The sequence below is a fragment of the Streptomyces sp. V2I9 genome, assembly GCF_030817475.1.
Classification (GTDB): domain Bacteria; phylum Actinomycetota; class Actinomycetes; order Streptomycetales; family Streptomycetaceae; genus Streptomyces.
The window spans coordinates 1,801,774-1,824,866 of sequence record NZ_JAUSZJ010000002.1; the positions used below are offsets into that span (position 1 = coordinate 1,801,774).

At 73.1% G+C, this 23,093-nt stretch carries 19 protein-coding genes; 4 read left to right on the plus strand and 15 right to left on the minus strand.

The window, feature by feature from the left end:
- Positions 1-126: 126 nt before the first annotated feature.
- The 6 genes from QFZ71_RS08125 to QFZ71_RS08150 form a co-directional block, all read right to left on the minus strand.
- The gene (locus QFZ71_RS08125; protein WP_307667582.1) at positions 127-489 is read right to left on the minus strand and encodes a cytidine deaminase; all 363 of its coding nucleotides are present in this window, start codon (positions 487-489) and stop codon (positions 127-129) included.
- A 158-nt stretch (positions 490-647) separates the two neighbouring features.
- Positions 648-1,001 (minus strand): MmcQ/YjbR family DNA-binding protein, encoded by a 354-nt coding sequence (locus QFZ71_RS08130; RefSeq protein ID WP_307667583.1) that lies wholly within the window; start codon positions 999-1,001, stop codon positions 648-650.
- Positions 998-2,296 (minus strand): hemolysin family protein, encoded by a 1,299-nt coding sequence (locus QFZ71_RS08135; protein WP_307667584.1) that lies wholly within the window; start codon positions 2,294-2,296, stop codon positions 998-1,000. Before QFZ71_RS08135 ends, QFZ71_RS08130 begins: the two co-directional genes overlap by 4 nt.
- Positions 2,293-2,790, minus strand: coding sequence for an rRNA maturation RNase YbeY (gene ybeY, locus QFZ71_RS08140; protein ID WP_307667585.1), 498 nt, complete (start codon positions 2,788-2,790; stop codon positions 2,293-2,295). The genes QFZ71_RS08135 and ybeY overlap by 4 nt, the downstream gene beginning before the upstream one ends.
- 12 nt (positions 2,791-2,802) lie before the next feature.
- On the minus strand, positions 2,803-4,935 hold the full coding sequence (locus tag QFZ71_RS08145) for a PhoH family protein (RefSeq protein ID WP_307667586.1): 2,133 nt from the start codon (positions 4,933-4,935) through the stop codon (positions 2,803-2,805).
- A 150-nt stretch (positions 4,936-5,085) separates the two neighbouring features.
- Positions 5,086-6,264 carry a carbohydrate kinase family protein gene (locus QFZ71_RS08150; protein WP_307667587.1) on the minus strand — a complete coding sequence of 393 codons (1,179 nt, stop codon included), beginning with the start codon at positions 6,262-6,264 and terminating at the stop codon, positions 5,086-5,088.
- A gap of 472 nt (positions 6,265-6,736) precedes the next feature.
- On the opposite strand from QFZ71_RS08150, the gene QFZ71_RS08155 reads away from it, so the two are divergent.
- Positions 6,737-8,080 carry an MFS transporter gene (locus QFZ71_RS08155; RefSeq protein ID WP_307667588.1) on the plus strand — a complete coding sequence of 448 codons (1,344 nt, stop codon included), beginning with the start codon at positions 6,737-6,739 and terminating at the stop codon, positions 8,078-8,080.
- A gap of 61 nt (positions 8,081-8,141) precedes the next feature.
- Here the strand turns inward: QFZ71_RS08155 and QFZ71_RS08160 are convergent, their stop codons facing one another.
- From QFZ71_RS08160 to hrcA, 7 genes are all read right to left on the minus strand, one after another.
- Positions 8,142-9,134, minus strand: a complete 993-nt coding sequence (locus QFZ71_RS08160; RefSeq protein ID WP_307667589.1) for an adenosine deaminase — start codon at positions 9,132-9,134, stop codon at positions 8,142-8,144.
- Positions 9,135-9,165: 31 nt separating this feature from the next.
- Positions 9,166-10,077 carry a ribonuclease Z gene (locus QFZ71_RS08165; RefSeq protein WP_307667590.1) on the minus strand — a complete coding sequence of 304 codons (912 nt, stop codon included), beginning with the start codon at positions 10,075-10,077 and terminating at the stop codon, positions 9,166-9,168.
- Positions 10,078-10,103: 26 nt separating this feature from the next.
- A complete protein-coding gene (locus QFZ71_RS08170; RefSeq protein ID WP_307667591.1) occupies positions 10,104-10,463 on the minus strand; it encodes a histidine triad nucleotide-binding protein in 360 nt (119 codons plus the stop codon).
- 107 nt (positions 10,464-10,570) lie between these two features.
- Positions 10,571-11,317 carry a 16S rRNA (uracil(1498)-N(3))-methyltransferase gene (locus QFZ71_RS08175; RefSeq protein ID WP_307667592.1) on the minus strand — a complete coding sequence of 249 codons (747 nt, stop codon included), beginning with the start codon at positions 11,315-11,317 and terminating at the stop codon, positions 10,571-10,573.
- A complete protein-coding gene (locus QFZ71_RS08180) occupies positions 11,314-12,387 on the minus strand; it encodes a nitronate monooxygenase (RefSeq protein WP_307667593.1) in 1,074 nt (357 codons plus the stop codon). Before QFZ71_RS08180 ends, QFZ71_RS08175 begins: the two co-directional genes overlap by 4 nt.
- Before the next feature lie 133 nt (positions 12,388-12,520).
- Positions 12,521-13,660 carry a molecular chaperone DnaJ gene (dnaJ, locus tag QFZ71_RS08185; RefSeq protein ID WP_307667594.1) on the minus strand — a complete coding sequence of 380 codons (1,140 nt, stop codon included), beginning with the start codon at positions 13,658-13,660 and terminating at the stop codon, positions 12,521-12,523.
- A complete protein-coding gene (gene hrcA, locus QFZ71_RS08190) occupies positions 13,661-14,677 on the minus strand; it encodes a heat-inducible transcriptional repressor HrcA (protein WP_307667595.1) in 1,017 nt (338 codons plus the stop codon).
- A 183-nt stretch (positions 14,678-14,860) separates the two neighbouring features.
- Between hrcA and QFZ71_RS08195 the strand changes: the two genes are divergently transcribed.
- The 3 genes from QFZ71_RS08195 to QFZ71_RS08205 all read left to right on the plus strand — a co-directional run bounded on the left by QFZ71_RS08195 (position 14,861) and on the right by QFZ71_RS08205 (position 19,621).
- The gene (locus QFZ71_RS08195; protein WP_307667596.1) at positions 14,861-15,592 is read left to right on the plus strand and encodes an MBL fold metallo-hydrolase; all 732 of its coding nucleotides are present in this window, start codon (positions 14,861-14,863) and stop codon (positions 15,590-15,592) included.
- 185 nt (positions 15,593-15,777) lie between these two features.
- Positions 15,778-16,596 carry a DUF3097 domain-containing protein gene (locus tag QFZ71_RS08200; protein ID WP_307667597.1) on the plus strand — a complete coding sequence of 273 codons (819 nt, stop codon included), beginning with the start codon at positions 15,778-15,780 and terminating at the stop codon, positions 16,594-16,596.
- Between the two features lie 148 nt (positions 16,597-16,744).
- Positions 16,745-19,621: an ABC transporter substrate-binding protein gene (locus tag QFZ71_RS08205; RefSeq protein WP_307667598.1), complete on the plus strand. Its 2,877-nt coding sequence runs from the start codon at positions 16,745-16,747 to the stop codon at positions 19,619-19,621.
- Between the two features lie 66 nt (positions 19,622-19,687).
- Here QFZ71_RS08205 and hemW read toward each other — a convergent pair whose 3' ends face one another.
- Both hemW and QFZ71_RS08215 read right to left on the minus strand, forming a co-directional pair.
- A complete protein-coding gene (gene hemW, locus QFZ71_RS08210) occupies positions 19,688-20,929 on the minus strand; it encodes a radical SAM family heme chaperone HemW (RefSeq protein WP_307667599.1) in 1,242 nt (413 codons plus the stop codon).
- A 75-nt stretch (positions 20,930-21,004) separates the two neighbouring features.
- Complete coding sequence (locus tag QFZ71_RS08215; protein ID WP_307667600.1) at positions 21,005-22,969, minus strand: ATP-binding SpoIIE family protein phosphatase; 1,965 nt, start codon at positions 22,967-22,969, stop codon at positions 21,005-21,007.
- Positions 22,970-23,093 lie beyond the last annotated feature (124 nt).

A 23,093-nucleotide genomic window follows, 5' to 3' on the forward strand; every position in this document is an offset into this window, starting at 1 on the left:
CAGCGGTACGCCGGGACGCGCCGGAGGGCTCGGAGGAGGGGCGTCGGAGGACGCTGAGAAGACCCGCCGCCGGGCCGGGAGGAGGCCCGTGGGAGGAACCCCGGAGCACAGCCGCTCCGGCGGTCGTCAGCCGGCGGTGACGCGGACCCGCACCACTCCGTCCGGGCCGGCGAGCAGCACCGGGGTCTCCGGGCCGCCGAGGTCCCGCACCGCGGCGCGGTCGTCCTCGGAGGGGGTCTCGGCGGCGGAGACGACGGCGGCGGCCTCCAGCGAGGTCGCGCCGCTCGCCACCGCCATGGCGACGGCGGTCTGCAGGGCGCTGAGCTTCAGGGATTCCAGCGCCACCGTTCCCGCGACGTACGTACGTCCCGTCTCGTCGCGGACGGCAGCGCCCTCGGGCACCCCGTTCCGGGCACGGGCGCTGCGCGCCAGCGTGACGATCTTGCGGTCCTCGGCGTCGAGCTCGGCGGTGCCGGTGGTGTCGGTCATGGCACGAGCATACGAAGCGGGCGGAGGTCCGCACCGGTCACCCCGGCACGGGGGCGGGCCGTGCGCCCCCGTGCCGGGGTGACCGCCGGGCACCCGCCGGTACGCGGACGGGCCCGCTCCTCGGGGGAGGAGCGGGCCCCGACGCGTACGCGTACGCCCTAGGGGCGGTCCAGCTTGAGCCGTTCCGCTTTCGGGAGGCCGGCGACCACCAGGTCGTAGGAGTCCTCGATCAGCTCGCGCAGCAGCCGGTCGGGGACGTCGGAGACGGTGACCGTGTTCCAGTGGCGCTTGTTCATGTGCCAACCGGGCACGATCGCGGGGTGCGTCCCGCGCAGCCGGATCGCCTCGTCGGGATCGCACTTGAGGTTGATCGTGAGCGGCTGTCCGGCGAGCGCGGTGAGGGCGAACATCTTGCCGAGCACCTTGAAGACCGAGGTCTCCGGGCCGAACGGGAACTCCTCCACGCTCGCGTTGAACTCCAGGCAGAAGGCCCGCAGCCGCTCCGGCGTCATTCCGCTTCCTTCTCCTCGGGTTCGGCGGGCGCGGGCTCCACGAGCACCGTGACGATCTTGTTGCGGCGGCCGGCCGGGGACTCCGCGGTGAGCCGGAGACGACGGCCGTCGGGCAGTTCGACGCCGGCCGACGCCCCGGCGATCGGGACCCGGCCGAGCGCCTTGGCGAGCAGTCCGCCGACGGTCTCCACGTCCTCGTCGTCGTACTCGTCGAGCCCGAAGAGGTCGCCGAGGTCCCCGATGTCGAGGCGGGCGGTGACCCGGTAGCAGCCGTTCTCCAGCTCCTGGACGGGCGGCAGCTCCCGGTCGTACTCGTCGGTGATCTCGCCGACGATCTCCTCCAGGATGTCCTCGATGGTGACGATGCCCGCGGTGCCGCCGTACTCGTCGATGACGACCGCTACATGGCTGCGGTCCTGCTGCATCTCGCGCAGCAGGTCGCCGGCGTTCTTCGTGTCGGGGACGAAGGCGGCGGGGCGCATCGCCGTGGAGACCGGGTCGGACTCGGACTCGCGGTTGATGTGCGTCTTGCGGACCAGGTCCTTGAGGTAGACGATCCCGACGACGTCGTCCTCGTTCTCGCCGGTGACCGGTATCCGGGAGAAGCCGGAGCGCAGGGCGAGGGTGAGGGCCTGACGGATCGTCTTGAAACGCTCGATGCAGACGAGGTCGGTGCGGGGCACCATGACCTCGCGGACCAGGGTGTCGCCCAGCTCGAAGACGGAGTGCACCATGCGGCGCTCGTCGTCCTCGATGAGCGACTCCGCCTCGGCCAGGTCCACCATGGCCCGCAGTTCGGCCTCGCTGGCGAACGGGCCTTTGCGGAACCCCTTGCCCGGAGTCAGCGCGTTGCCGACGAGGATCAGCAGCTGGGGGATCGGCCCCATGATCCGGGCCAGCGGCAGCAGGACGTACGCCGCCGCCGTGGCCGTGTTCAGCGGGTGCTGGCGGCCGATGGTGCGCGGGGAGACGCCGATGGCGACGTAGCTCACGAGGACCATGACGCCCATCGCCACGGCCAGCGCCTCCCAGGTCTCGGGGAGCGTCCGGAGACAGGCGTAGGTGACGAGGACCCCGGCCGACATCTCGCAGGCCACCCGCACCAGCAGGGCCACGTTGAGGTAGCGGGTCGGGTCGGCGGCGATCTGCGCCAGCTTCGCGCTGCCGCGGCGGCCGGAGCGGACGGCCTCCTCCGCCCGGAAGCTGGAGGTGCGGGCGATCCCGGCCTCCGCGCAGGCGGCGAGCCAGCCGACGACGACCAGCAGGACGGCGCCGACGATCAGGGGCGCGCTCACGAGACGGTCGGGGCGGGGGACGCGCCGGTGAGCCCCTGCTCGCCGCGCCAGCCGTCCACGATGGCGGCCTGGAGGCCGAACATCTCGGCCTTCTCGTCCGGCTCCTCGTGGTCGTACCCCAGCAGGTGCAGCACCCCGTGGACGGTCAGGAGCTGGAGCTCCTCGTCCATGGAGTGCTGCGTCGGGGCCTCTTCGCCCTGCTTCTTCGCGACCTCCGGGCAGAGCACGATGTCACCCAGGAGCCCCTGCGGGGGCTCCTGGTCGTCCTTGGCCGGCGGACGCAGCTCGTCCATCGGGAAGGACATGACATCGGTCGGACCGGGGAGGTCCATCCACTGGATGTGCAGCTGCTCCATGGCGTCGGTGTCCACCACGATCACCGAGAGCTCGGACAGCGGGTGGATCCGCATCCGGGCCAGTGCGTAGCGGGCGATGTCGAGGATCGCCTGCTCGTCGACCTCGGTTCCGGACTCGTTGTTGACGTCGATCGACATGGTGCGCTGCGACTACTTCCCTTTTCGGCGGTCGCGTCGGCCGTCCTCGCGGCCGTCCGACTGACCGTTGCGGCTGTCGTACTTCTCGTACGCGTCGACGATACGGCCGACGAGCTTGTGCCGGACGACATCCTGGGAGCTGAGCCGGGAGAAGTGCACGTCCTCCACGTCCTCCAGGATCTCCTGGACCTGCCGGAGCCCGCTCCTGGTGCCGCTCGGCAGGTCGACCTGGGTGACGTCACCGGTGATGACGATCTTGGAGTCGAAGCCGAGGCGGGTGAGGAACATCTTCATCTGCTCGGCGCTGGTGTTCTGCGCCTCGTCCAGGATGATGAAGGCGTCATTGAGGGTGTTGTGCGTCAGCAGGTAGTCCTGCGTGACGTACAGCGAGTCCTCCGCCGCCACCTGGATACAGACGGCCTCTTCGCGTCCTGCGGGCTCGATACTGTCGATGAACCGCATCGGTCGTCCGCCGCCTCCGGCCGCGCTGTACTTCTCGGCCTTGCGGGCAAGCCGGAAGGGCTCGATGCCCTCAGGGAGGCGGATGTCGACGACGTGGGCGTCGTAGCGGTGGTGGACCTCCCGGCCCCGGGCCAGACCCGGTGCCCGGCCCTCCGCCTGCCGACGGCGGGTGTACGCCACTCCGCCGAGCGACTGGACAAGGGCGATCACGTCGTCGCGAAGCACGATCGACGAGGTCGAGTACTGAACGCGACAGGTGCGGTCCGACTGCGTGACCGGACCTCCGTCGGCGTCCAGGAGCCCCTGGAGCACCGCAACGCGGACCTCTGCGGAATTGTGCAGATAGTCGTCCGGAACGAACTTCGAGTGGGACCGGGTCCCTAGAAGGTCCAGTTGGCGCAGGATGGCGGTGACCGGATTCTCCAGGGTCACTACATCGCCCGGCGCCTTGGTCCGGTTGAGCACGTAGTCCGGGCCGCCCTTGTGCCGCACGGTGACACCGGTGAGCGCTCCTTGCAGAGCTTCGGCCAGTTCGGGGTCGGTGGTGGCGAACGACGGTGTGGTGGAGCCGGTGAGGCAGCCATCGCCGAGTAGCAGGCCCAGTGCGTACGGGTCCATCGGGACCTCACGCTCCGGGAAGGCGACCGGCGCGGTCAGCATCGGCAGCTCGTAGCGACGTGCGTGCGCCGCGCGGAGGTTGCCGATCATCTCCTTGGTCTCCAGGACCCGCCACGGCTTGTCCCTGCGGCGGTCCGAAGCGGTTCGGACAGTCCACAGGTGCTCGCCGCAGCAAAGCGTCCAAGAACCGTCCTGCGCGCTGACGCGGTAGATGTCCTTCTCGCCTTGCGGGTAGACCCCCAGGACAGGGGTCGGCTCACCGTTGGAGCCGATGACGAGGTCACCCACCTGGAGACTGCCGATGGAGCGCCAGCCGTCCGGGGTCAGGACGTTGGTGAAAACGGGTTGCGCACGGCCCCGCATGTACGCCAGTGGCGCGACCTCGATCGTGCCCGCCGCCATCAGGCGCGGGATCGAGTCGGGGTCGAGCATGTCGTGCAGGGCGTCGTAGAGCGGGCGCAGATACGGGTCGATCTTGTCGAACAGGGTGCCCGGCAGGAAGCCGAGCCGCTCCCCCGCCTCGACCGCCGGACGGGTCAGGATGATCCGGCTGACCTGCTTGGACTGCAGGGCCTGGACGGCCTTGGCCATGGCGAGGTAGGTCTTGCCCGTACCGGCGGGACCGATGCCGAACACGATCGTGTGCTGGTCGATCGCGTCCACGTACCGCTTCTGGTTGAGCGTCTTGGGGCGGATGGTGCGGCCGCGGTTGGAGAGGATGTTCTGCGTGAGCACCTCGGCGGGCGTCTCGCCCTCGGGGTCTCCCTGTCCGTTGCCGGCCGCCCTGAGCATGGCGATCGACCGTTCCACTGCGTCCTCCGTCATCGGCGCTCCGGTGCGGAGCACGAGCATCATCTCGTCGAACAGGCGTTGGATGAGAGCGACGTCGGCGGCCTCACCGGTGGCACTGATCTCGTTGCCCCGGACGTGGATGTCGGCTGCCGGGAAAGCCTCTTCGATCACGCGCAGCAGCGAGTCGCCCGATCCGAGGAGCATCACCATGGGGTGTGCGGCCGGGATCCTGATCTGGGCACGCGCCTGCGGCTGTGTGGGTGACTGAGTCATGGGCCGGCCCTATGGCCTGCGCATACCTCCCGTTGCAGGGTTCTCGCTGTTCGACAACCTCTGGACCACCCAGCGTACGACCTGCCGGTGACAACGCAGAGCGCTTTTACCGCGCGTGTGTACGAGTCGGTCCGGGGGCCGGTCACCGGGTCACTGGCGGAAGCCGATCGTGGGCACCGCGCGCCGCAGCGGCCAGGCGCGGGCCGTGGTGGGCAGCAGGTCGTCCAGGAAGGCGTAGCGCTCCAGGGCGGCGGGCTCCTGGCGGTCGCAGGTGCGGACCAGTTGCCACCAGGCGGCGATCTCGGCCCAGCCGGGGGCGGAGAGCGAGCCGCCGAACTCCTGGACGGAGAGGGCTGCGGTGAGGCCCGCGAAGGCGAGGCGGTCGGCGAGCGGCCAGTCGGCGAGGGTGCCGGTCACGAAGCCGGCGACGAACACGTCACCCGCGCCGGTCGGGTCCAGCGCCTCCACCTCGATGGCGGGCACCTCGGCGGCGGCGCCGGTGCGCCCGTCCACGGCGTACGCGCCCTCGGCCCCCAGCGTGACCACGGCGAGGGGGACGCGTTCGGCGAGCGCGTGGGCGGCGGCACGGGGACAGTCGGTACGGGTGTAGCGCATCGCCTCCTCGGCGTTGGGCAGGAACGCCTCGCAGTGCGCCAGGTCGGGCAGGGCGTCCAGGTCCCACCGGCCGGTCTCGTCCCAGCCGACGTCGGCGAAGATCAGCGCGCCCTCGCGGGCGGCGGCCGCCACCCAGGGCTCGCTCCGGCCCGGAGCGAGCGAGGCGACGGCGGCGCGGGCGCGCGGCGGGCAGTGCGGGAAGACCGGGCCGGGGCCGGTCGCGGGCGCGGTGGATCCGGCGGCGGCCGTGGTTCCCGGGGCGGGGGCGGGGGGCGTCGTTCCGGCGGGAGCCGTGGCGGCGGTGGGCGGGGGCGCCGCGTGCCCGTGCGAGACCATCGTGCGCTCGCCCTCGTACGCCATGGAGACGGTGACCGGGGAGTGCCAACCGGGGACGGTGTGCGACATCGTCAGGTCGATCCCCTCACCCTGTTCGAGGGCGTCCCAGCAGTACTCCCCGTAGTGGTCGTCCCCGAAGGCGGCGGCGAGGGAGGTGCGCAGGCCGAGGCGGGCCAGGGCGGTGGCCATGTTGGCGACGCCGCCGGGGCTGGAGCCCATGCCGCGGGCCCAGGACTCGGTGCCGCGTACCGGGGCGCTGTCGAGGCCCGTGAAGATGATGTCGAGGAAGACCGTGCCGGTCAGGAAGACGTCGCAGGCGGGGTCGCGGGGGGCGCGCAGCGCCAGCAGCGGGTCGATGCCCGGAGTCTCTGTGCTCACCGTGGGCTCCCGGATTCGTGCGCCGGATCCCGGCTCGATCCGCACCGTGCGAGGTGCGGATCGAGCCGGGATCCGGACCGTGTGAGGTGCGGATCGGAAGGCGATCCGGACCGGGTGGGGTGCGGCCAGTCTGCCCGATCCGGGGAGGGGAACACACTGTTCGAGCCCTGGTGTTCGCAGCACGCCTGACCTGCATAAACATGCGCTAATACCCGCACTGACCCTGCATAAACACATAAGTGACCCACATCACAGCGGGGCGGCTTCCGGGGGGCCGGAAGCGCTTGATACAAATTGCCCGCGAGCACCTTCGGGCACCTTGTCCGACGCGAGCCGCGATCTCCTGGCATATCGCCTTACCTCCGCAGCACCCCTCTGCCTTCTCCCCGTACCCCCTGCTTCGCCGTGCCGTGCCGCAGTACCTCTCCCCTCCCCTCCCCCTGCCTGCTCAGGCATGTCTTCAGGAACGCCCATGTCCTCGCGCCCTGGCGCCGTGTGGCCCCTGGTGGCCGTGTTCACCGCCGGTTACCTCGCCTCCTACCTCCTGCCCACCCTCGTCGGGCGGCTCAGCGCCCAGCTGGGGCTCACTTCCGCCGAGTCGGGGCTGGTCGGCAGCGCCCTGCTGCTCAGCTCGGCCGGGGCCGGCTTCGCCCTGGCGGGCCGGGTCGAGCGGTTCGGCCCCCGCGCCTCCGCCCGCACCGGGCTGGTGCTGGCCGCCGTCGGGTACGGCTCCGCCGCGCTCGCCGGGTCCGTACCGCTGGTGGTGCTCGGTGTGGTGGTCGGCGGCTTCGGATCGGGCACGGCGACCGCGGTCGCCGCGGCCGGGATAGCCGCCCGCCGTGACCCGCACCGCACGTCCTCGCTCGGGCTGCTCACCGTCTCCGCCACGGCGGGAGTCCTCTATCTGACGATCCCCCACCTGGGCGGCGGCCACCGGCTCCCGTTCGCGGCGATCGCCCTGGTGGCCCTGCTCGTCTGGCCCGCGACCGCCCGGCTCGGCGGGGCGACCGCCGCGGAGGGCGCCGCGTCACCGGTCACCGGCCCGCTGCCGCACCGCCGCTCCGGGCTCGTCCTCGCGGGCGGGATGCTCGTCTGGTCCATGGCGCAGAACGCGCTGTGGGGCGTGAGCAGCCGGATCGGCGTGGTCCAGGCGGGGCTGTCCGAGGTCACCGTCGGCGCGGTGTTCGCCGCCGCGCTCGGTGCGGGGCTGCTCGGGGTGACGGGCGCCGGGCTGCTCGGCGGACGGCTCGGCCGGGCGGTGCCGATCGGGCTGGGCACCGTGATCATCGCCGGGAGCATCGTGCTCAGCTCCTCGGCGCGGGACCTCGGATCGTTCGCGACCGGCGAGATCCTGTGGAACGCCGTCTATCCGGTGGTCCTGTCCTATCTGATCGGGCTGGCCGCCTCCCTGGACGCGCGCGGCCGGTGGGCGGTGCTGGCGGGCTCGGCCTCCTCGGTGGGGGTGGCCTGCGGCCCGCTGCTGGGCAGCGTGCTCTCCGAGGAGGCCGGCTATCCGGCGATGGGGCTGATCCTGGGCGCGGCCACCCTGCTGGTCGCCGCCCCGGTGACCGCCGTGGCGCTGCACACCGGCGGCCGTCCGCTGGTGCCCGGTTCGGTGCGCCGCCGTGGTGGCGCCCCGGTCGCCCTGCTGGCCGCCACCACCACGGGCAGCCTGCCCGGCGCGGTGCCGAAGCTCGGTTCACCGGAACAGACCGTCACGGAGCTGCGGGTGCCGGCGCTGCGGCGCAGGCGGCTGGTGCGCAGCGCGATCCGGACGGCCGGTCCCGACGGCGCCTCCGGCCAGGCGGACGGCTGACCGGGACCCGGCCGGGAGGGCCGCGCCCGGCCGGACTCGCCGCCGCGCGTCCCGTCCCGGCTCAGTCGAACGTGTAGGCCTCGACCTCGGCCAGGTAGCGCGCCCGGCGCTCCTCGTCGTGGTCGAGGAAGGCCGCCTCGAAGGAGTTGCGGGCCAAGGCGCGCAGCTGCTCGGGGCCGAGGGCGAGCGCGTCGCGGACGGCGTCGAAGTTGTCCCCCGCGTAGCCGCCGAAGTAGGCGGGGTCGTCGGAGTTCACCGTGCAGTGGAGTCCGGCGGCCAGCATCGCCGGAAGCGGGTGGTCCGTGAGCTTGTCGACCGTCCGCAGCCTGACGTTGGAGAGCGGGCAGAGCGTGAGCGGCACCCGGTCGGCGGCCAGCCGCGCCACCAGCTCCGGGTCCTCCAGGCAACGCAGCCCGTGGTCGATCCGCTCGACGCCGAGGATGTCCAGGGCCTCCCGGATGTACTCCGGCGGGCCCTCCTCCCCCGCGTGGGCGACCTTGCGCAGACCGAGCGCGGCGGCCGCCTCGTACACCTCGCGGAACTTGGCGGGCGGGTGGCCGACCTCGGCGGAGTCCAGGCCGATCGCGCTGATCCGGTGCAGGTACGGCTTCGCCGCGTCGAGGGTGCCGAGGGCGGATTCGGCGGACAGGTCGCGCAGGAAGCACATGATGAGCTGGGTGGAGACGCCGTGGGTCTCCTCGCTGCGCTCCAGCGCCCGGCCGATCCCCTCGATGACCGTGCCGATGGGGACGCCCCGCGCGGTGTGGGCCTGCGGGTCGAAGAAGATCTCGGCGTGCCGGACGCCCTGGGCGGCGGCGCGGGCGAGGTAGGCGTCGACGAGTTCGGCGAAGTCCTCCTCGGTGCGCAGGACGGCCATCAGCGCGTAGTAGAGGTCCAGGAAGGACTGGAGGTCGTCGAACTCGTAGGCGGCGCGCAGTTCGTCGGTGGTGGCGTACGGGAGGGTCACCCCGTTGCGCTCGGCGAGGGCGAAGGCCAGTTCGGGTTCGAGGGTGCCTTCGATGTGGAGGTGGAGTTCTGCCTTGGGGAGGTGCACGGGTGTCTCGCAAACGGTGGTGCCGGTGGGGTCAGGGGTGCCGGGAGGGGACCGGGACGCGCATCAGGTCCCGGGCGACGGTGAGTTCGCCGTCGAACCCGGTGGCGCGGGCCCGGGCCTCGAACAGCTCCGGGTCGCTGTAGCGCTGGGAGAAGTGGGTCAGCACCAGGTGGCGTACGCCCGCCTCCTTCGCCACCCGGGCGGCCTGTCCGGCGGTGAGGTGGCCGTGGTCGACGGCCAGCTTCTCGTCCTCGTCGAGGAAGGTGGACTCGATCACGAGCAGGTCGCAGCCCTCGGCGAGCGCGTACACCCCGTCGCAGAGCCGGGTGTCCATCACGAACGCGAACCGCTGGCCGCGCCGGTGCTCGGAGACCTGCTCCAGGGTGACGCCGCCGAGGGAGCCCTCGCGCCGGAGGCGGCCGACGTCCGGTCCGGCGATCCCGTGCTCCGCGAGGAGGGCGGGCAGCATGCGCCGGGTGTCGGGCTCGGTGAGGCGGTAGCCGTACGACTCGACGGGGTGCGAGAGCCGGTGGCAGTCCAGCGTGTAGGCGGGGGTGGTGGCGAGGATTCCGCCGTCCCCGGTGGCCGGGACCTGTTCGAGTTCGACGGTCTCGCGGTAGGCGGTGGCGTACCGCAGGCGGTCGAAGAAGTGCTGCCCGCTCGCCGGGTGGTGCGCGGTCACCGGGTGGGGCACCTGGTCGAGGTTGATCCGCTGGATCACCCCGGCGAGCCCGAGGGAGTGGTCGCCGTGGAAGTGGGTGACGCAGATGCGGTGGATGTCGTGCGCGGCGACCCCGGCCCGGAGCATCTGGCGCTGGGTGCCCTCGCCGGGGTCGAAGAGGATGCCTTCGCCGTCCCAGCGCAGCAGGTAGCCGTTGTGGTTGCGGTGCCGGGTGGGGACCTGGCTGGCGGTGCCGAGCACCACCAGCTCGCGTACGGACATGGGAGGACGCTCCTGCGGTACGGGCTTTATCCGGGGGGCCACTGGAGGCCGCGGCCGCCGAGGACGTGGGCGTGCGCGTGGAAGACGGTCTGGCCGGCGCCGGACCCGGTGTTGAAGATGAGGCGGTAGCCGGTGGAGTCGATCTTCTCGTCGGCGGCGACCGCTCCGGCCTCGGTCAGCACGTCGGCGGCGACCTGCGGCGCGGCGGCGGCGAGGGAGGCGGCGTCCGGGTAGTGGACCTTCGGGATGACCAGGACGTGGGTCGGGGCCTGCGGGTTGATGTCGCGGAAGGCGACGGTGGTCGCGCTCTCGCGGACGATGGTCGCCGGGATCTCTCCTGAGACGATCTTGCAGAACAGGCAGTCGGACTGCGGCTCTCCCGCCATGGCTCCGGGCCTCCTCGTCGGCTGGTGCGTCGGTACACGGTGATCGGGTGATCGGTACAGGGCATGCTATCGCCGGGCCGCCACCGCGCCGGAGGCCGTCCGGCGGTTCAGCCCCAGCGGCCGGTGCGGCCCAGCAGCAGCGCGGTGGCGGCGGTCCCGGCGGTGGAGGTGCGCAGCACGCTGCGGCCGAGGCGGTAGGGGCGGGCGCCCGCGCCGGCGAAGGCGTCCAGCTCCTGCGGGGAGACGCCGCCCTCGGGGCCGACGACGAGCACGATGGAGCCGGTGTCCGGGAGGCCTGCGGTGGCGAGGGGGGCGCTGTCGTGGTCGCGGTCCTCGTGCAGGACCCCGGCGAAATCGGCGTCGGCGAGCAGGGCGGCGACCTGCTTGGTCGTCGCCGCGTCGGCCACCTCGGGGAAGCGGACGCGGCGGGACTGCTTGCCCGCCTCGCGGGCTGTGGCGCGCCATTTCGCCAGGGACTTGGCGCCGCGGTCGCCCTTCCACTGGGTGATGCACCGGGCCGCCTGCCAGGGCACGATCGCGTCGACCCCGGTCTCGGTCATCGTCTCCACGGCCAGTTCGCCCCGGTCGCCCTTGGGGAGGGCCTGGACGACGGTGATGCGGGGCGCGGGCGCGGGCTCCTCCTGGATGCCCGCGCGGAGGACGACGGTGAGCCGGTCCTTGCCCTCGGCCGTGCGGACGACTCCCTCGGCCCACCGGCCGAGCCCGTCGGTGAGGACGACCTCCTCGCCGGGCTGGAGCCGGCGGACGGAGACGGCGTGCCGCCCCTCGGGGCCGTCCAGGACGAACTCCGGCCCGGTGGGCATCCGTTCGACGACGAAGACCGGTGCGGTCACCGGGGGCTCCTCATGCTCAGGGCCGCCCTGGCGGCCACCAGTTCGGCGGCGAGCAGCTCGATCAGCTCGCCGGCGGGCAGTTCACGGGCCATCCGGTGGCCCTGTCCGGCCCACAGCGCCATGCCCTGGGCGTCCCCGGCCTTGGCGGCGGCCTGGCGCAGCCCGCTGGTGACGTAGTGGACCTGGGGGTAGGCGGCGGGGGCGTACGGGCCGTGTTCGCGGACGAAGCGGTTGACCAGGCCGCGGGCGGGCCGCCCGGAGAAGGCGCGGGTCAGCTCGGTGCGGACGAACAGCGGGTTGGTCAGGGCCTGCTTGTGGAGCGGGTGGGCACCGGACTCGGGGCAGACCAGGAAGGCGGTGCCGAGCTGGGCGGCGTCCGCGCCTGCCGCGAGGGCGGCGGCGATCTGGGCGCCGCGCATCAGCCCGCCGGCCGCGAGGATCGGGATCTGCACGGTCTCGCGGACCTGGGCGATGAGGGAGAGCAGACCGATGCCGGTCTGGTCGACCTGCGGGTCGTCGCGGTGGGTGGACTGGTGGCCGCCCGCCTCGACGCCCTGGACGCAGACGGTGTCGGCTCCGGCCCACTGGGCGCTCCGGGCCTCCTCGGCGGAGGTGACCGTGACGATGGTGTGCGTCCCGGCGCGGGCGAAGGCGTCGAGGGTGTCGCGGGTGGGGCAGCCGAAGGTGAAGGAGACGACCGGGACGGGGTCCTCCAGCAGGATGGCGACCTTCGCCTCGTAGCCGTCGTCACCGCTGCTGTCCGGGTCGCCGAGCGGCGTCTCGTACCACGTGGCCTCTCCGGCGAGCTGGTGGCGGTAGACCTCGACGGCGCTGGGGTCGGCGAGCGCGGGCTGCGGCATGAAGAGGTTGACGCCGAACGGTCCGGCGGTGAGTCTGCGGAGCTCTTTGACCTCGTGGTACATCCCGTCCGCCGTCTTGTATCCGGCGGCCAGGAATCCGATCCCGCCGGCCTCGGTGACGGCCCCGGCGAGCTGGGGTCCGGACGCGCCGCCCGCCATCGGGGCCTGCACGATCGGATACCGGGAGAGACCGGTCAGCTCGGAGGACATGACCGCATCGTGCCACGTCCCGCACAACGGGGCCGAATCAGCCAGTCACCGCCCTGACCGGTTCCCCCTCCGTACGCGGCACCGCCCGCCGGTAGGGAACCGGCGGGCGGTGCGGTGAAAGGCGGAAAGCGGTTCAGCGACCGTTGAACGCGTCCTTCAGACGGGAGAAGAGGCCCTGCTGACCTGGCTGGAATTGACCCAAGGGCCGCTCCTCGCCGCGGAGCTTGGCCAGCTCCCGCAGCAGCCGCTCCTGCTCCGGGTCGAGCTTGGACGGGGTCATCACCTCGACGTGCACGATCAGGTCGCCCCGGCCGCCGCCGCGCAGATGCGTGATCCCGCGCCCGTGCAGCGGGACGGACTGGCCCGACTGGGTGCCGGGCCGGATGTCGATCTCCTCCACGCCGTCCAGCGTCTCCAGCGGGCACTTGGTGCCGAGGGCCGCGGCCGTCATGGGGATGGTGACCGTGCAGTGCAGATCGTCGCCGCGCCGCTGGAAGACCGGGTGCGCCAGCTCGTGGATCTCCACGTAGAGGTCGCCGGGCGGGCCGCCGCCGGGGCCGACCTCGCCCTCTCCGGCGAGCTGGATGCGGGTGCCGTTGTCGACGCCCGCGGGGATCTTGACCGTGAGGGTGCGCCGCGAACGGATGCGGCCGTCGCCGGCGCACTCCGGGCACGGGGTGGGCACGACGGTGCCGAAGCCCTGGCACTGGGGGCAGGGCCGCGAGGTCATGACCTGGCCGAGGAAGGACCGGGTGACCTGCGAGACCTCGCCGCGGCCGCGACACATGTCACAGGTCTGGGCGGAGGTGCCGGGGGCCGCGCCCTCGCCGCTGCACGTGGTGCAGACGACGGCGGTGTCGACCTGGATGTCCTTGGTGGTGCCGAAGGCCGCCTCGTTGAGGTCGATCTCCAGGCGGATCATGGCGTCCTGGCCGCGCCGGGTCCGCGAACGGGGCCCGCGCTGCGCGGCGTTGCCGAAGAAGGCGTCCATGATGTCGGAGAAGTTGCCGAAGCCGCCGGCTCCGAAACCGCCCGCTCCGCCACCGCCGCCGTTGGCGGAGAGGGGATCGCCGCCGAGGTCGTAGACCTGCTTCTTCTGCGGGTCCGACAGCACCTCGTAAGCGGCGTTGATCTCCTTGAACCGCTCCTGGGTCTTCGGGTCCGGGTTGACATCCGGGTGCAGCTCGCGGGCGAGCCGACGGAATGCCTTCTTGATCTCGTCCTGGGACGCGTCGCGGCGTACGCCGAGTACGGCGTAGTAGTCCGTGGCCACTTACGACTCCGCCAGGATCTGTCCGACGTAACGTGCCACTGCGCGTACCGCTCCCATCGTTCCGGGGTAGTCCATGCGGGTCGGTCCGACCACGCCGAGTTTGGCGACTGCCTCGTCGCCCGAACCGTAGCCGACCGCGACGACGGATGTGGAGTTGAGCCCCTCGTGGGCGTTCTCGTGCCCGATCCGTACGGTCATGCCCGAGTCCGTCGCCTCACCGAGCAGCTTCAGCAGGACGACCTGCTCCTCCAGCGCTTCCAGCACCGGCCGGATCATCACCGGGAAGTCGTGCCCGAAGCGGGTGAGGTTGGAGGTGCCGCCGATGATCAGCCGCTCCTCCGTCTCCTCGACCAGGGTTTCGAGGAGGGTGGAGAGAACCGTGGAGACCGTCCCCCGGTCCTCGCTGTCGAAGGATTCCGGCAGCTCCCGCACCAGGCGCGGGACATCGGCGAAGCGGCGTCCGACGACCCGGCTGTTGAGCCGGGCCCGCAGATCCGCGAGCGATGCCTCGCCGAACGGCGCGGGGCAGTCGATCATACGCTGTTCGACCCGGCCGGTGTCCGTGATCAGGACGAGCATCAGCCGGGCGGGGGCCAGCGACAGCAGCTCCACGTGCCGCACCGTCGAACGGGTCAGCGAGGGGTACTGCACGACGGCGACCTGACGGGTGAGCTGCGCGAGCAGCCGCACCGTCCGGCCGACGACGTCGTCGAGGTCGACCGCGCCGTCGAGGAAGTTCTGGATGGCCCGGCGCTCCGGCGAGGAGAGCGGCTTGACGCCCGCGAGCTTGTCGACGAAGAGGCGGTACCCCTTGTCGGTCGGGATGCGGCCCGCGCTCGTGTGCGGCTGGGCGATGAAGCCCTCCTCCTCCAGCACCGCCATGTCGTTGCGGACGGTGGCCGGGGAGACCCCCAGCTGGTGCCGCTCGGTGAGCGCCTTGGAACCGACCGGCTCCTCGGTGCCGACATAGTCCTGGACGATGGCGCGCAGCACTTCGAGTCTGCGTTCGCTGAGCATCGCGCACACCTCCAGCTGTGGTTCTCGGTGCCTCTGTCTGGCACTCGGTGCGTTCGAGTGCCAGCCGTCCCGCCGTCAGTGTACGGGGGCGGGGTGGGGCCGGGGCAAGGGCGACCGGCCGCGCTCCGCCGGGACCGCGCAGGTCGACGCCGCGCGGCGGGCCGTTGTCGATAGCCTCCCGGCATGGACGTCGCTTGGGAAGACTTCGGCTGGGAGCGGTTGGGCCACGGTATCGGCAGGCGTCGCCTGCCCGGCTGGGACGCCACCGCCGGGCTGGTGGCCGGACCGGAGGCCCTGCTGCTGTACGACACCGGCGCGACCCTGCGCGAGGGGGTGGAGCTGCGCCGGCAGGCGGAGGCGCTGCTGGGGCGGAGGGTGACGCATATCGCACTGAGCCACCCGCACTTCGATCACGTCCTGGGCACCGCGGCGTTCGCCGGAGCGCGGGTGTACGGGGCGGTGGGCCTGGGCGGTCTGCTGCGCGACGGGGCGGAGAGCATGTACGCGTCGGCCGTGGTCCATGGGGTGGCGGAGGACGAGGCGGCCCGGTCGGCGGACACGCTGGTGACCCCGGGCCACGAGGTGAGCGGCGAGTCGACGCTCGACCTGGGCGGCGGCCGACGGGTCCTGCTGGCGAACGTGGGGCCGGGGCACAGCGGCCACGACCTGGCGGTACTGGTGCCGGGTTCGGACGGCGAGCCTCCGGTGGTGTTCTGCGGGGACCTGGTCGAGGAGTCGGGCGAGCCGCAGGCGGGTGACGACGCGGTCCCCTCGCGCTGGCCGGCCGCGCTGGACCGGCTGCTGGAGCTGGGCGGCGAGGACGCGCTGTACGTGCCGGGGCACGGGGCGGTGGTGGACGCGGCGTTCGTCCGGGCACAGCGGGCGTCGCTGGCGGAACGGTTCGCGGTGGCGTGAGGGCGCCGGGGGCGGCCGCGCGGTGGTGTGCGGCCTTCGTCGCGGGGGAAGCCGCGCGGCGGGGTGAGGGACCTCGCGGCGGTGAAGGGGAGCCCGGCACGGGCGTGGGGTCCGCTCCCGGCGGCACGGGGGCCCTCGGGGCGGCGAGCGGTTCTCCGCGGCGGCACGCCGATTATCGTCGGTCCATGCGCAGTTATCAGCCGGACCTGACCCCGCCGTGGAAGCGGTCCGCCCCCGTGCCCGAGGTGCCCGCCGAACCCGATCTGGTCGTGGAGGAGGTCGGCTCCGGCTTCTGCGGGGCGGTGGTCCGCTGCGAGAAGACCGCCCAGGGGCCGACGGTGACCCTGGAGGACCGCTTCGGCAAACACCGGGTGTTCCCGATGGAGCCGCGCGGCTTCCTGCTGGAGGGCAAGGTCGTCACGCTGGTGCGCCCCTCGGCGGGCGGCCCCGTGCGCCCCGTCCGTACGGCCTCCGGATCGCTGGCGGTGCCCGGGGCGCGGGCACGGGTGGCGCGGGCCGGGCGGATCTACGTGGAGGGCCGGCACGACGCGGAGCTGGTGGAGCGGGTGTGGGGGGACGACCTGCGCATCGAGGGCGTGGTCGTGGAGTACCTGGAGGGCGTCGACGACCTTCCGGCGATCGTCGGGGAGTTCGCGCCGGGGCCCGACGCCCGGCTGGGGGTACTGGTGGACCATCTGGTGCCCGGCTCCAAGGAGTCCCGGATCGCCGCCGAGGTGACCGGGGACCACGTGCTGGTGGTGGGGCACCCGTACATCGACGTGTGGGAGGCGGTGAAGCCGTCCTCGGTGGGGATCGACGCCTGGCCGGTGGTGCCGAAGGGGCAGGACTGGAAGACGGGCGTCTGCCGGGCGCTGGGGTGGCCGGAGAGCACCGGGGCGGCCTGGCAGCACATCCTGTCCAAGGTCCGCAGCTACAAGGATCTTGAGCCCCAACTCCTGGGCCGGGTGGAGGAATTGATCGACTTCGTCACCGTTCCTGACTGATGTCCGGGGGCTGAGGCCGGTCCGTTCACGACGATCACGTCCCGATCCCCGGGAATGTCTGCGTCCCCCACGCACCATCGGCTAGTGAGGGGGGAGAACGGGCAGGCGGTGCACGGGCCGGAGGGCTCACGGGGGAGGGGCACGGGCGATGGCGCGCGAGGTCTGGCGGGACAGTGCGGACAACGAGGCGGCCTCGGCCGTCTTCCACCTGATGCAGCAGCTGATCGACCGGTACCGGGTCAACCGGCCGGTCATGCCGCTCGTGGTGGTCCAGGCCGCGGACGCGGCGGCCGGGCCGGAGATCGACGCGCGGGTGGAGCAGCTGGTCCACCAGGTGCACCGGGCCAACGAGCTGCGCCGGGTTCCGGTGCGGCTGCTGGACGGCGAGGGGGCGACCCCGTACGAGGCGGCGCTCGGCATGGTGCGCACGCTCTCCGAGAAGCCGTGGGAGACCCGCGAGAACACCCAGTACAAGAACTTCTCCTTTCCCCGCTCCCGGCTGCTCGGGGCGATCGAACAGGCCACCGCGGCGGTGGTCGAGCAGTCCGGCGGGAACACCTCCGAGGTCCGCGAGGAGCGGATTCTGGAGCAGCTGACCCGGCTGCGCTGGCGGTCGGGGCGGCCGCGCGGGGCGACCCGGTGGGACGGGCTGCGGCAGGCGGTGGGGCCCGAGACGTTCGTCGGGGCGCTGTTCATCGCCCTCCTCAGCGTGTTGCTCGGGGAGATCGGCTGGCTGCTGACGGCCCTGGTGGGGGCCCTCGCCCTGATCGGGCTCGCCGTGGTGGGGCTGGCGGGCCGGGCCGCGCCGCCGCTGCTGTGGCTGCGCCGGGCGAGCCGCTGGTTCGCCACCACCTCCTCGCTGGCCGCCTCCAGCACCGGTTACCCGTCGGACGGCTGGTCGTGGTTCTCGCCGAGCGGGTCGTGGCGGGTGATCCGGGCACGGGCGGCGGCGGTCGCGGAGCGGGTGGCGGACGCGGGGGCGGGCGACGAGCACGCGCGCCAGTTCCACCTGGAGCTGCGGGTGCAGGCCCTGCTGGAGGACCTGCGGCACAACTACCGCCCGCACTCCCTGGACTGGCGGCGCAGCAAGCGCACGGTGCCGCCGGTGGTGTTCCTGCCCCGCGCCACGCAGGACAACGGCGGCATCCTGCTGATCAACGCGATCAACAACGTGCGGTCGCGGCGCAGCGAGGTGGATCCGCTGCTGCTGCTCGCCTCGCTGCCGGCCCCCGAGATCATGCGGCACACCCCGCCGCTGCCCCCGGAGCGGCCGGGCCCCGGATCGCCGGCCGGCTCCTCCGGGGCGCGGGCCCGTTACGAGCGCTGGGTCGACGATCTGAGTCTGGGCCAGTCACCGGTGGCGGCGGCGACCCTGGCGTGGGTGCTGCTGCTGCCGCTGTCGACGGAGAAGCTGACCCATGAGCACGCGCACGCCCAGCTCGTCACCCACCGGGTGCGGCGGACGTGGGCGTGGTGGGTGATGTCACGGGCGACGATCGCGGTGGTCGTGGTGGGCTCGCTGCTGGGGGCGTTCCTGTGGGCGGGGCACTGGCGCGAGACGTACTGCCACGGTCCGCTGACCGATCGCAACACGGACGCGGTCCGGGAGGGGCGGGACGGCGACCGGGAGTGCGTGGGCGTGGCGACCGCGCCCGAGGTGCTGTTCGCACGCGGCAACGACCTGGAGCTGAACGGGGCGGGCAAGGGCATCACGTTCGAGCGGATCGAGCAGGCGATCCGTGAGGAGAACGACGACATCGAGGCGGGCGACGCGTATGTGACGGTCGTGTACGCCGGTCCGCTCACCGCTCCGGGCAATGACCGGGAGGCCACCCGCAAGGGCCTGGAGGAGCTGACCGGCGTCTATCTCCAGCAGCGGGCGGTGAACAAGACCGTGCGCCGGTCGGTGAAGCTGCGGGTGCTGACCGCCAACGGCGGTGAGGGGATGCTGCGGCAGCTCACCGCCGTACGGAAGATCATCGAGGTGGCCCGCCGGGACCCGACGGTGGTCGGCGTGGTCGGGCTCGGCCGCAACACCGAGGAGAGCGACGACGCGGTGAAGCTGTTGCGCGAGGCCGGGCTGCCGGTGGTGAACACGACGAACTCCAGCAGCGACCTGCCGCGCGACTTCCCCAACTACTTCGGTCTCGCGGCGACGGACGAGGAGCAGACGCATGTGCTCGGGCTGGTCGCCCGGCAGATCGCGGAGGGCCTCGACCGTCCGCACGCGATCGTGCTGTCGCGCGAGGGCCGCAACGGCGACCTGGACCGGTACACCGCCGAGCAGCGGGCCGCGGGCAAGGAGATGCTGCGGAGGTCGGGGTTCTCGCTGGGCGACGACGTGGAGTACGACCTGGCCGGCGGGGCGAGCCTGAACGCCCCGCTGACCACGATCTGCCAGGCCGAACGGGTGCCGGACGCCCTGTACTTCGCCGGACGGGTCGAGGACGTACCGACGCTGATGCGGGGCCTGTCGGAGACCACCGGGTGTTCGGACCGGCGGATGACGGTGTTCACCGGGGACGATCTGACGAAGGGCACGTTCGACGACTCCACGTCGATCGCGGCCAACGTCACGCTCTACCACAGCTCGCTCGCCCCGCTGAACCGGGGGAAGAACCTCGGCTTCTACGGGGACGCGTACCGCACGCTGCGGGCGCTGCACCCCGAGGGGGAGGTCGCCACGCTGGCCTCGGGGCGTCCGGCGTACGAGGACGACCTGTTCGCCAGCGGGCAGACGGTGATCTCGTACAGCGCGACGGCCGCCCTGTACGACGCGGCGGCGCGCGGCGACAAGCGGCGGAGCGCGGCGGAGACCTGGGCGACGCTGCACACGGTGGACCTCAACAACATGCCCACGGGGACGATCTCGTTCAGCCGGTCGCGGTCCTCGGTCTCGGACAATGTGCACGGCCTCAACATCGTCAAGGTGGTCCGGCCGGGGCCGAGTGCCGAGCGGACCCTGGTCTGCGGCAAGCCGGCCGGGGTCGCGCCGCCGCTGACGGCGAAGGACTGCGAGCCGTGAGGTCCGGGTTCGCGGCCCGGACCGGGCGAAGGGCCGCACACCGTGCGGCCCTTCGCCCGGCCGGGGTCAGTCGACCAGGTCGCGGACGACGGCGTCGGCCAGGAGCCGCCCGCGCAGCGTGAGGACCGCACGGCCCTTCCGGTACGGCTCCGGCGCCAGCAGCCCGTCGTCCAGGGCCCGGCGGGAGGCGGCGAGGCCGTCGGGCTTCAGCAGGTCCAGAGGGCAGCCGTCGAGGAGCCGCAGCTCCAGCAGGACGCGCTCGACCCGGCGGTCCTCGTCGCTCAGCACCTCGCGGCCCGCGCCGGGCGAGCGGCCCTCGGCGAGCGCCTGGGCGTACGCGCCGGGGTGCTTCACGTTCCACCAGCGCACGCCCCCGACGTGGCTGTGCGCGCCGGGGCCGGCGCCCCACCAGTCGGCGCCGCGCCAGTACAGCTCGTTGTGCAGGCAGCGTCCGGCCTCGGTGGTGGCCCAGTTGGAGACCTCGTACCAGTGGAAACCGGCGGCGGCGAACGCCTCGTCCGCGATGAGGTAGCGGTCGGCGTGCGCGTCGTCGTCGGTCATGGGGATCTCGCCGCGCCGGATGCGGCGGGCGAGCTGGGTGCCCTCCTCGACGATCAGGGCGTAGGCGGAGACGTGGTCGGGGCCCGCGCCGATCGCGGCGTCCAGGGAGGCCCGCCAGTCGTCGTCGGACTCGCCGGGGGTGCCGTAGATCAGGTCGAGGTTGACGTGGTCGAAGCCCGCGGCGCGCGCCTCGGCGACGCACGCCTCGGGGCGGCCGGGGGTGTGCGTGCGGTCCAGGATCTTCAGGACGTGCTGCCTGGCGCTCTGCATGCCGAAGGAGACCCGGTTGAATCCGCCCTCGCGCAGGGCGGAGAGGTAGGCCGGGTCGACGGACTCCGGGTTGGCCTCGGTGGTGATCTCCGCGTCGTCCGCGAGCCCGAACTCCTCGCGGATCGCCGCCAGCATCCTCACCAGGTCGGCGGCGGGCAGCAGGGTGGGAGTGCCGCCGCCGACGAAGACCGTACGGACCGGGCGGGGGTCGTCGCCGAGGACCTTGCGGGCCTGGCGGACCTCCTCGATCAGATGAGCGGCGTAATTGTCGCGGGAGGCCAGGGCGCCGCCGGAGCCGCGCAGCTCGGTGGCGGTGTAGGTGTTGAAGTCGCAGTAGCCGCAGCGGGTGGCGCAGTACGGGACGTGCAGGTAGAAGCCGAGCGGGCGGTCGGCTGCGCCTTCCAGGGCGTGGCGGGGCAGCGCCCCGTCGTCGGGCACGGGTTCACCATCGGGCAGTACGGAAGGCATACCGTCCATTGTCGCCCGTCGCGCGGGCGCGGTGCGCCGCTCACTCCGCCCATTGTCGCCCGTCGCGCGGGCGCGGTGCGCCGCTCACTCCGCGTGCAGGACCAGCAGCGCCATGTCGTCGTCCGGGGGCTGTTCGGCGAACGCGTGGACGGCCCGCCGGAGCCGTTCGGCGGTCGCGTCGGCGGGCAGTCCGGCGCACCCGGCCAGTAGGCGGGCCAGCCCGTCCCCGTCGTCGAACATCAGCGGGCCCGACCGCCGCTCGGTGACCCCGTCGGTGACGCAGAGCAGGGTGTCGCCTGGCGCGAGGTCGAAGACCTGGCTCTCGTACGCCACGTCCTCGACGACCCCGAGCAGCACCTGGGGCTCGGCGGCCGGGCGTACGGAACCGTCGGGGCGCAGCAGCAGCGGCAGCGGGTGCCCGGCGCTGGCCACCGTGCAGCGGACCCCGCCGCCGGGGAGCGGCACGACCTCCCCGTACAGCAGGGAGAGGAACCGCGCCTGGGTGCCGTCGTGGAGCTGCCCGCCCCCGGCGGCGGCGACCATCAGGGCGGCGGCCTCGGCGGCCTCCATCGCGTCGTCGAGGAGCAGCCGGTTGAGCCGGTCCAGGACCTCCCCCACGCCGAAGCCCTCGCGGGAGAGCAGCCGCAGCCAGGGGCGGGCGAGGCCGGTGACGACGGCGGCCTCGGGTCCGGAACCCTGGACGTCGCCGAGGACGAAGCACCAGCGGTCGCCGGGGCAGGGGAAGATGTCGTAGAAGTCACCGCCGACCACGCCGTCGTCGCTCGGTTCGTAGACCAGGGCGCTGGTGACACCGGGGATCTCGGCGACCTTGCTGGGGAGCAGCCCGCGCTGGAGGATGCGACTGATGGTGGCCTGCCGGGTGTAGGCGCGGGCGGCGCCCACGGCGAGACCGAGCCGGCGGACGAAGTCCTCGATGAGCGAAGCGACGGCCTCGGGCATCCGGGCGGCGCCCTCCCGTCCGACGAGGACGGTGCCGAGCACCCGGTCCCCTGCGGTGATCCGGAACGCCAGCGCGGCCCCGTCCGGGCACTCGGGGTGCGGGACGGCGTCTCCCCCGCCCCCGTCGCTCCGGAGGACGGGCCAGGGCACCGGCACCGGCACCGGGCCCGCGCCCAGCGCGGCGGGGAGCTTGAGAGGAGCCGCCTCCAGGGCGGCGCGCAGGGCCTCGGCGCCGGTCTCGTCGCTGTGCCGGACGCGGGCGAGGCGGGGTTCGGCGGCCGGTCCCCCGCCCTCGGTCTCCAGCCAGATCGCGCACCAGTCGGCCAGCCGGGGCACCAGGAGCTGGCCCGCTATGGCGGCCACCAGGTCCTCGTCGAGCTGCCCGGCGAGCAGGTCGGACGCCTCGGCGAGGAAGGCCGGGGCGTCCCGGCCGTCCCAGACGGCGTCGTCGCGTTCGGTGCGCCGGGGGGCGGGGGCGAGGGGTTCGGCGGCGCGCAGGCCGCGCCGGAGGGCATCCCGGTCGGGCGGGGTGGGCGGGGCGCTCCAGTCGTCGACGGGGAGCCGGGCCCAGACCGTCTTGCGGCCGGTGCGGTAGGTGATGCCCCAGGAGTCGGCGAGGGTGGCGACGAGCTGGAGGCCGCGCCCGTACTCGGCGGGGTCGGGCAGCTCCCCGGCGGCCGGCCCGGTGGACGCGGGCTCCGGCGCGGGGTCGTCGCCGCCGACGGGGCGGGCCGGGTGGTGGTCGGTGACCTCCAGGACGAGGGCGGCGGCCGGTCCGTCGCCGTCTTCCTCCTCCAGCGCGATGACCAGGTCGACGGTGGTCCCGGCGTGCACGACGGCGTTGGTGACCAGCTCGTTGGTGACGGTCACGGCGTCGTCGGCGAGCCGGTCGCTGAAGCCGACGGCGGCGGGCGCCCCCAGCGCGGTCCACTCCGCGAGCGCGGCCCGCACGAACCGCCGGGCGGCGGCCGGGGTGAGCGGTATGCCGGGCAGGCTGGTGCGGCGGGCGGGGCGCGGACCGGGCGCGTGCCCGGCCCGGCCGGTGCCGGGACGCTGCACGGTGTCCCGCTGCAAGGGAATGGGCGCCACGGTACGGCTCCTACGGTCCGACGACACCGCCAGGGTGACAGACGGGCGGCGCCCGTAAGCGTCGAGTCACCGAAGTGAGCGGAAAATTGAGGGCGTTCCCACCGCTGCCCCCTCGCGGCCGAGG

Bases quoted from the DNA above. Each gene is read 5' to 3' on its own strand.
- QFZ71_RS08130 (WP_307667583.1), bottom strand. From the start codon at position 1,001: ATGACGCCGGAGCGGCTGCGGGCCTTCTGCCTGGAGTTCAACGCGAGC.
- QFZ71_RS08155 (WP_307667588.1), top strand. From the start codon at position 6,737: ATGTCCTCGCGCCCTGGCGCCGTGTGGCCCCTGGTGGCCGTGTTCACC.
- hrcA (WP_307667595.1), bottom strand. From the start codon at position 14,677: ATGCTCAGCGAACGCAGACTCGAAGTGCTGCGCGCCATCGTCCAGGAC.
- QFZ71_RS08145 (WP_307667586.1), bottom strand. From the start codon at position 4,935: ATGACTCAGTCACCCACACAGCCGCAGGCGCGTGCCCAGATCAGGATC.
- QFZ71_RS08165 (WP_307667590.1), bottom strand. From the start codon at position 10,077: ATGTCCGTACGCGAGCTGGTGGTGCTCGGCACCGCCAGCCAGGTCCCC.
- hemW (WP_307667599.1), bottom strand. From the start codon at position 20,929: ATGGACGGTATGCCTTCCGTACTGCCCGATGGTGAACCCGTGCCCGAC.
- ybeY (WP_307667585.1), bottom strand. From the start codon at position 2,790: ATGTCGATCGACGTCAACAACGAGTCCGGAACCGAGGTCGACGAGCAG.
- QFZ71_RS08195 (WP_307667596.1), top strand. From the start codon at position 14,861: ATGGACGTCGCTTGGGAAGACTTCGGCTGGGAGCGGTTGGGCCACGGT.
- QFZ71_RS08180 (WP_307667593.1), bottom strand. From the start codon at position 12,387: ATGTCCTCCGAGCTGACCGGTCTCTCCCGGTATCCGATCGTGCAGGCC.
- QFZ71_RS08200 (WP_307667597.1), top strand. From the start codon at position 15,778: ATGCGCAGTTATCAGCCGGACCTGACCCCGCCGTGGAAGCGGTCCGCC.
- QFZ71_RS08125 (WP_307667582.1), bottom strand. From the start codon at position 489: ATGACCGACACCACCGGCACCGCCGAGCTCGACGCCGAGGACCGCAAG.
- QFZ71_RS08205 (WP_307667598.1), top strand. From the start codon at position 16,745: ATGGCGCGCGAGGTCTGGCGGGACAGTGCGGACAACGAGGCGGCCTCG.
- QFZ71_RS08170 (WP_307667591.1), bottom strand. From the start codon at position 10,463: ATGGCGGGAGAGCCGCAGTCCGACTGCCTGTTCTGCAAGATCGTCTCA.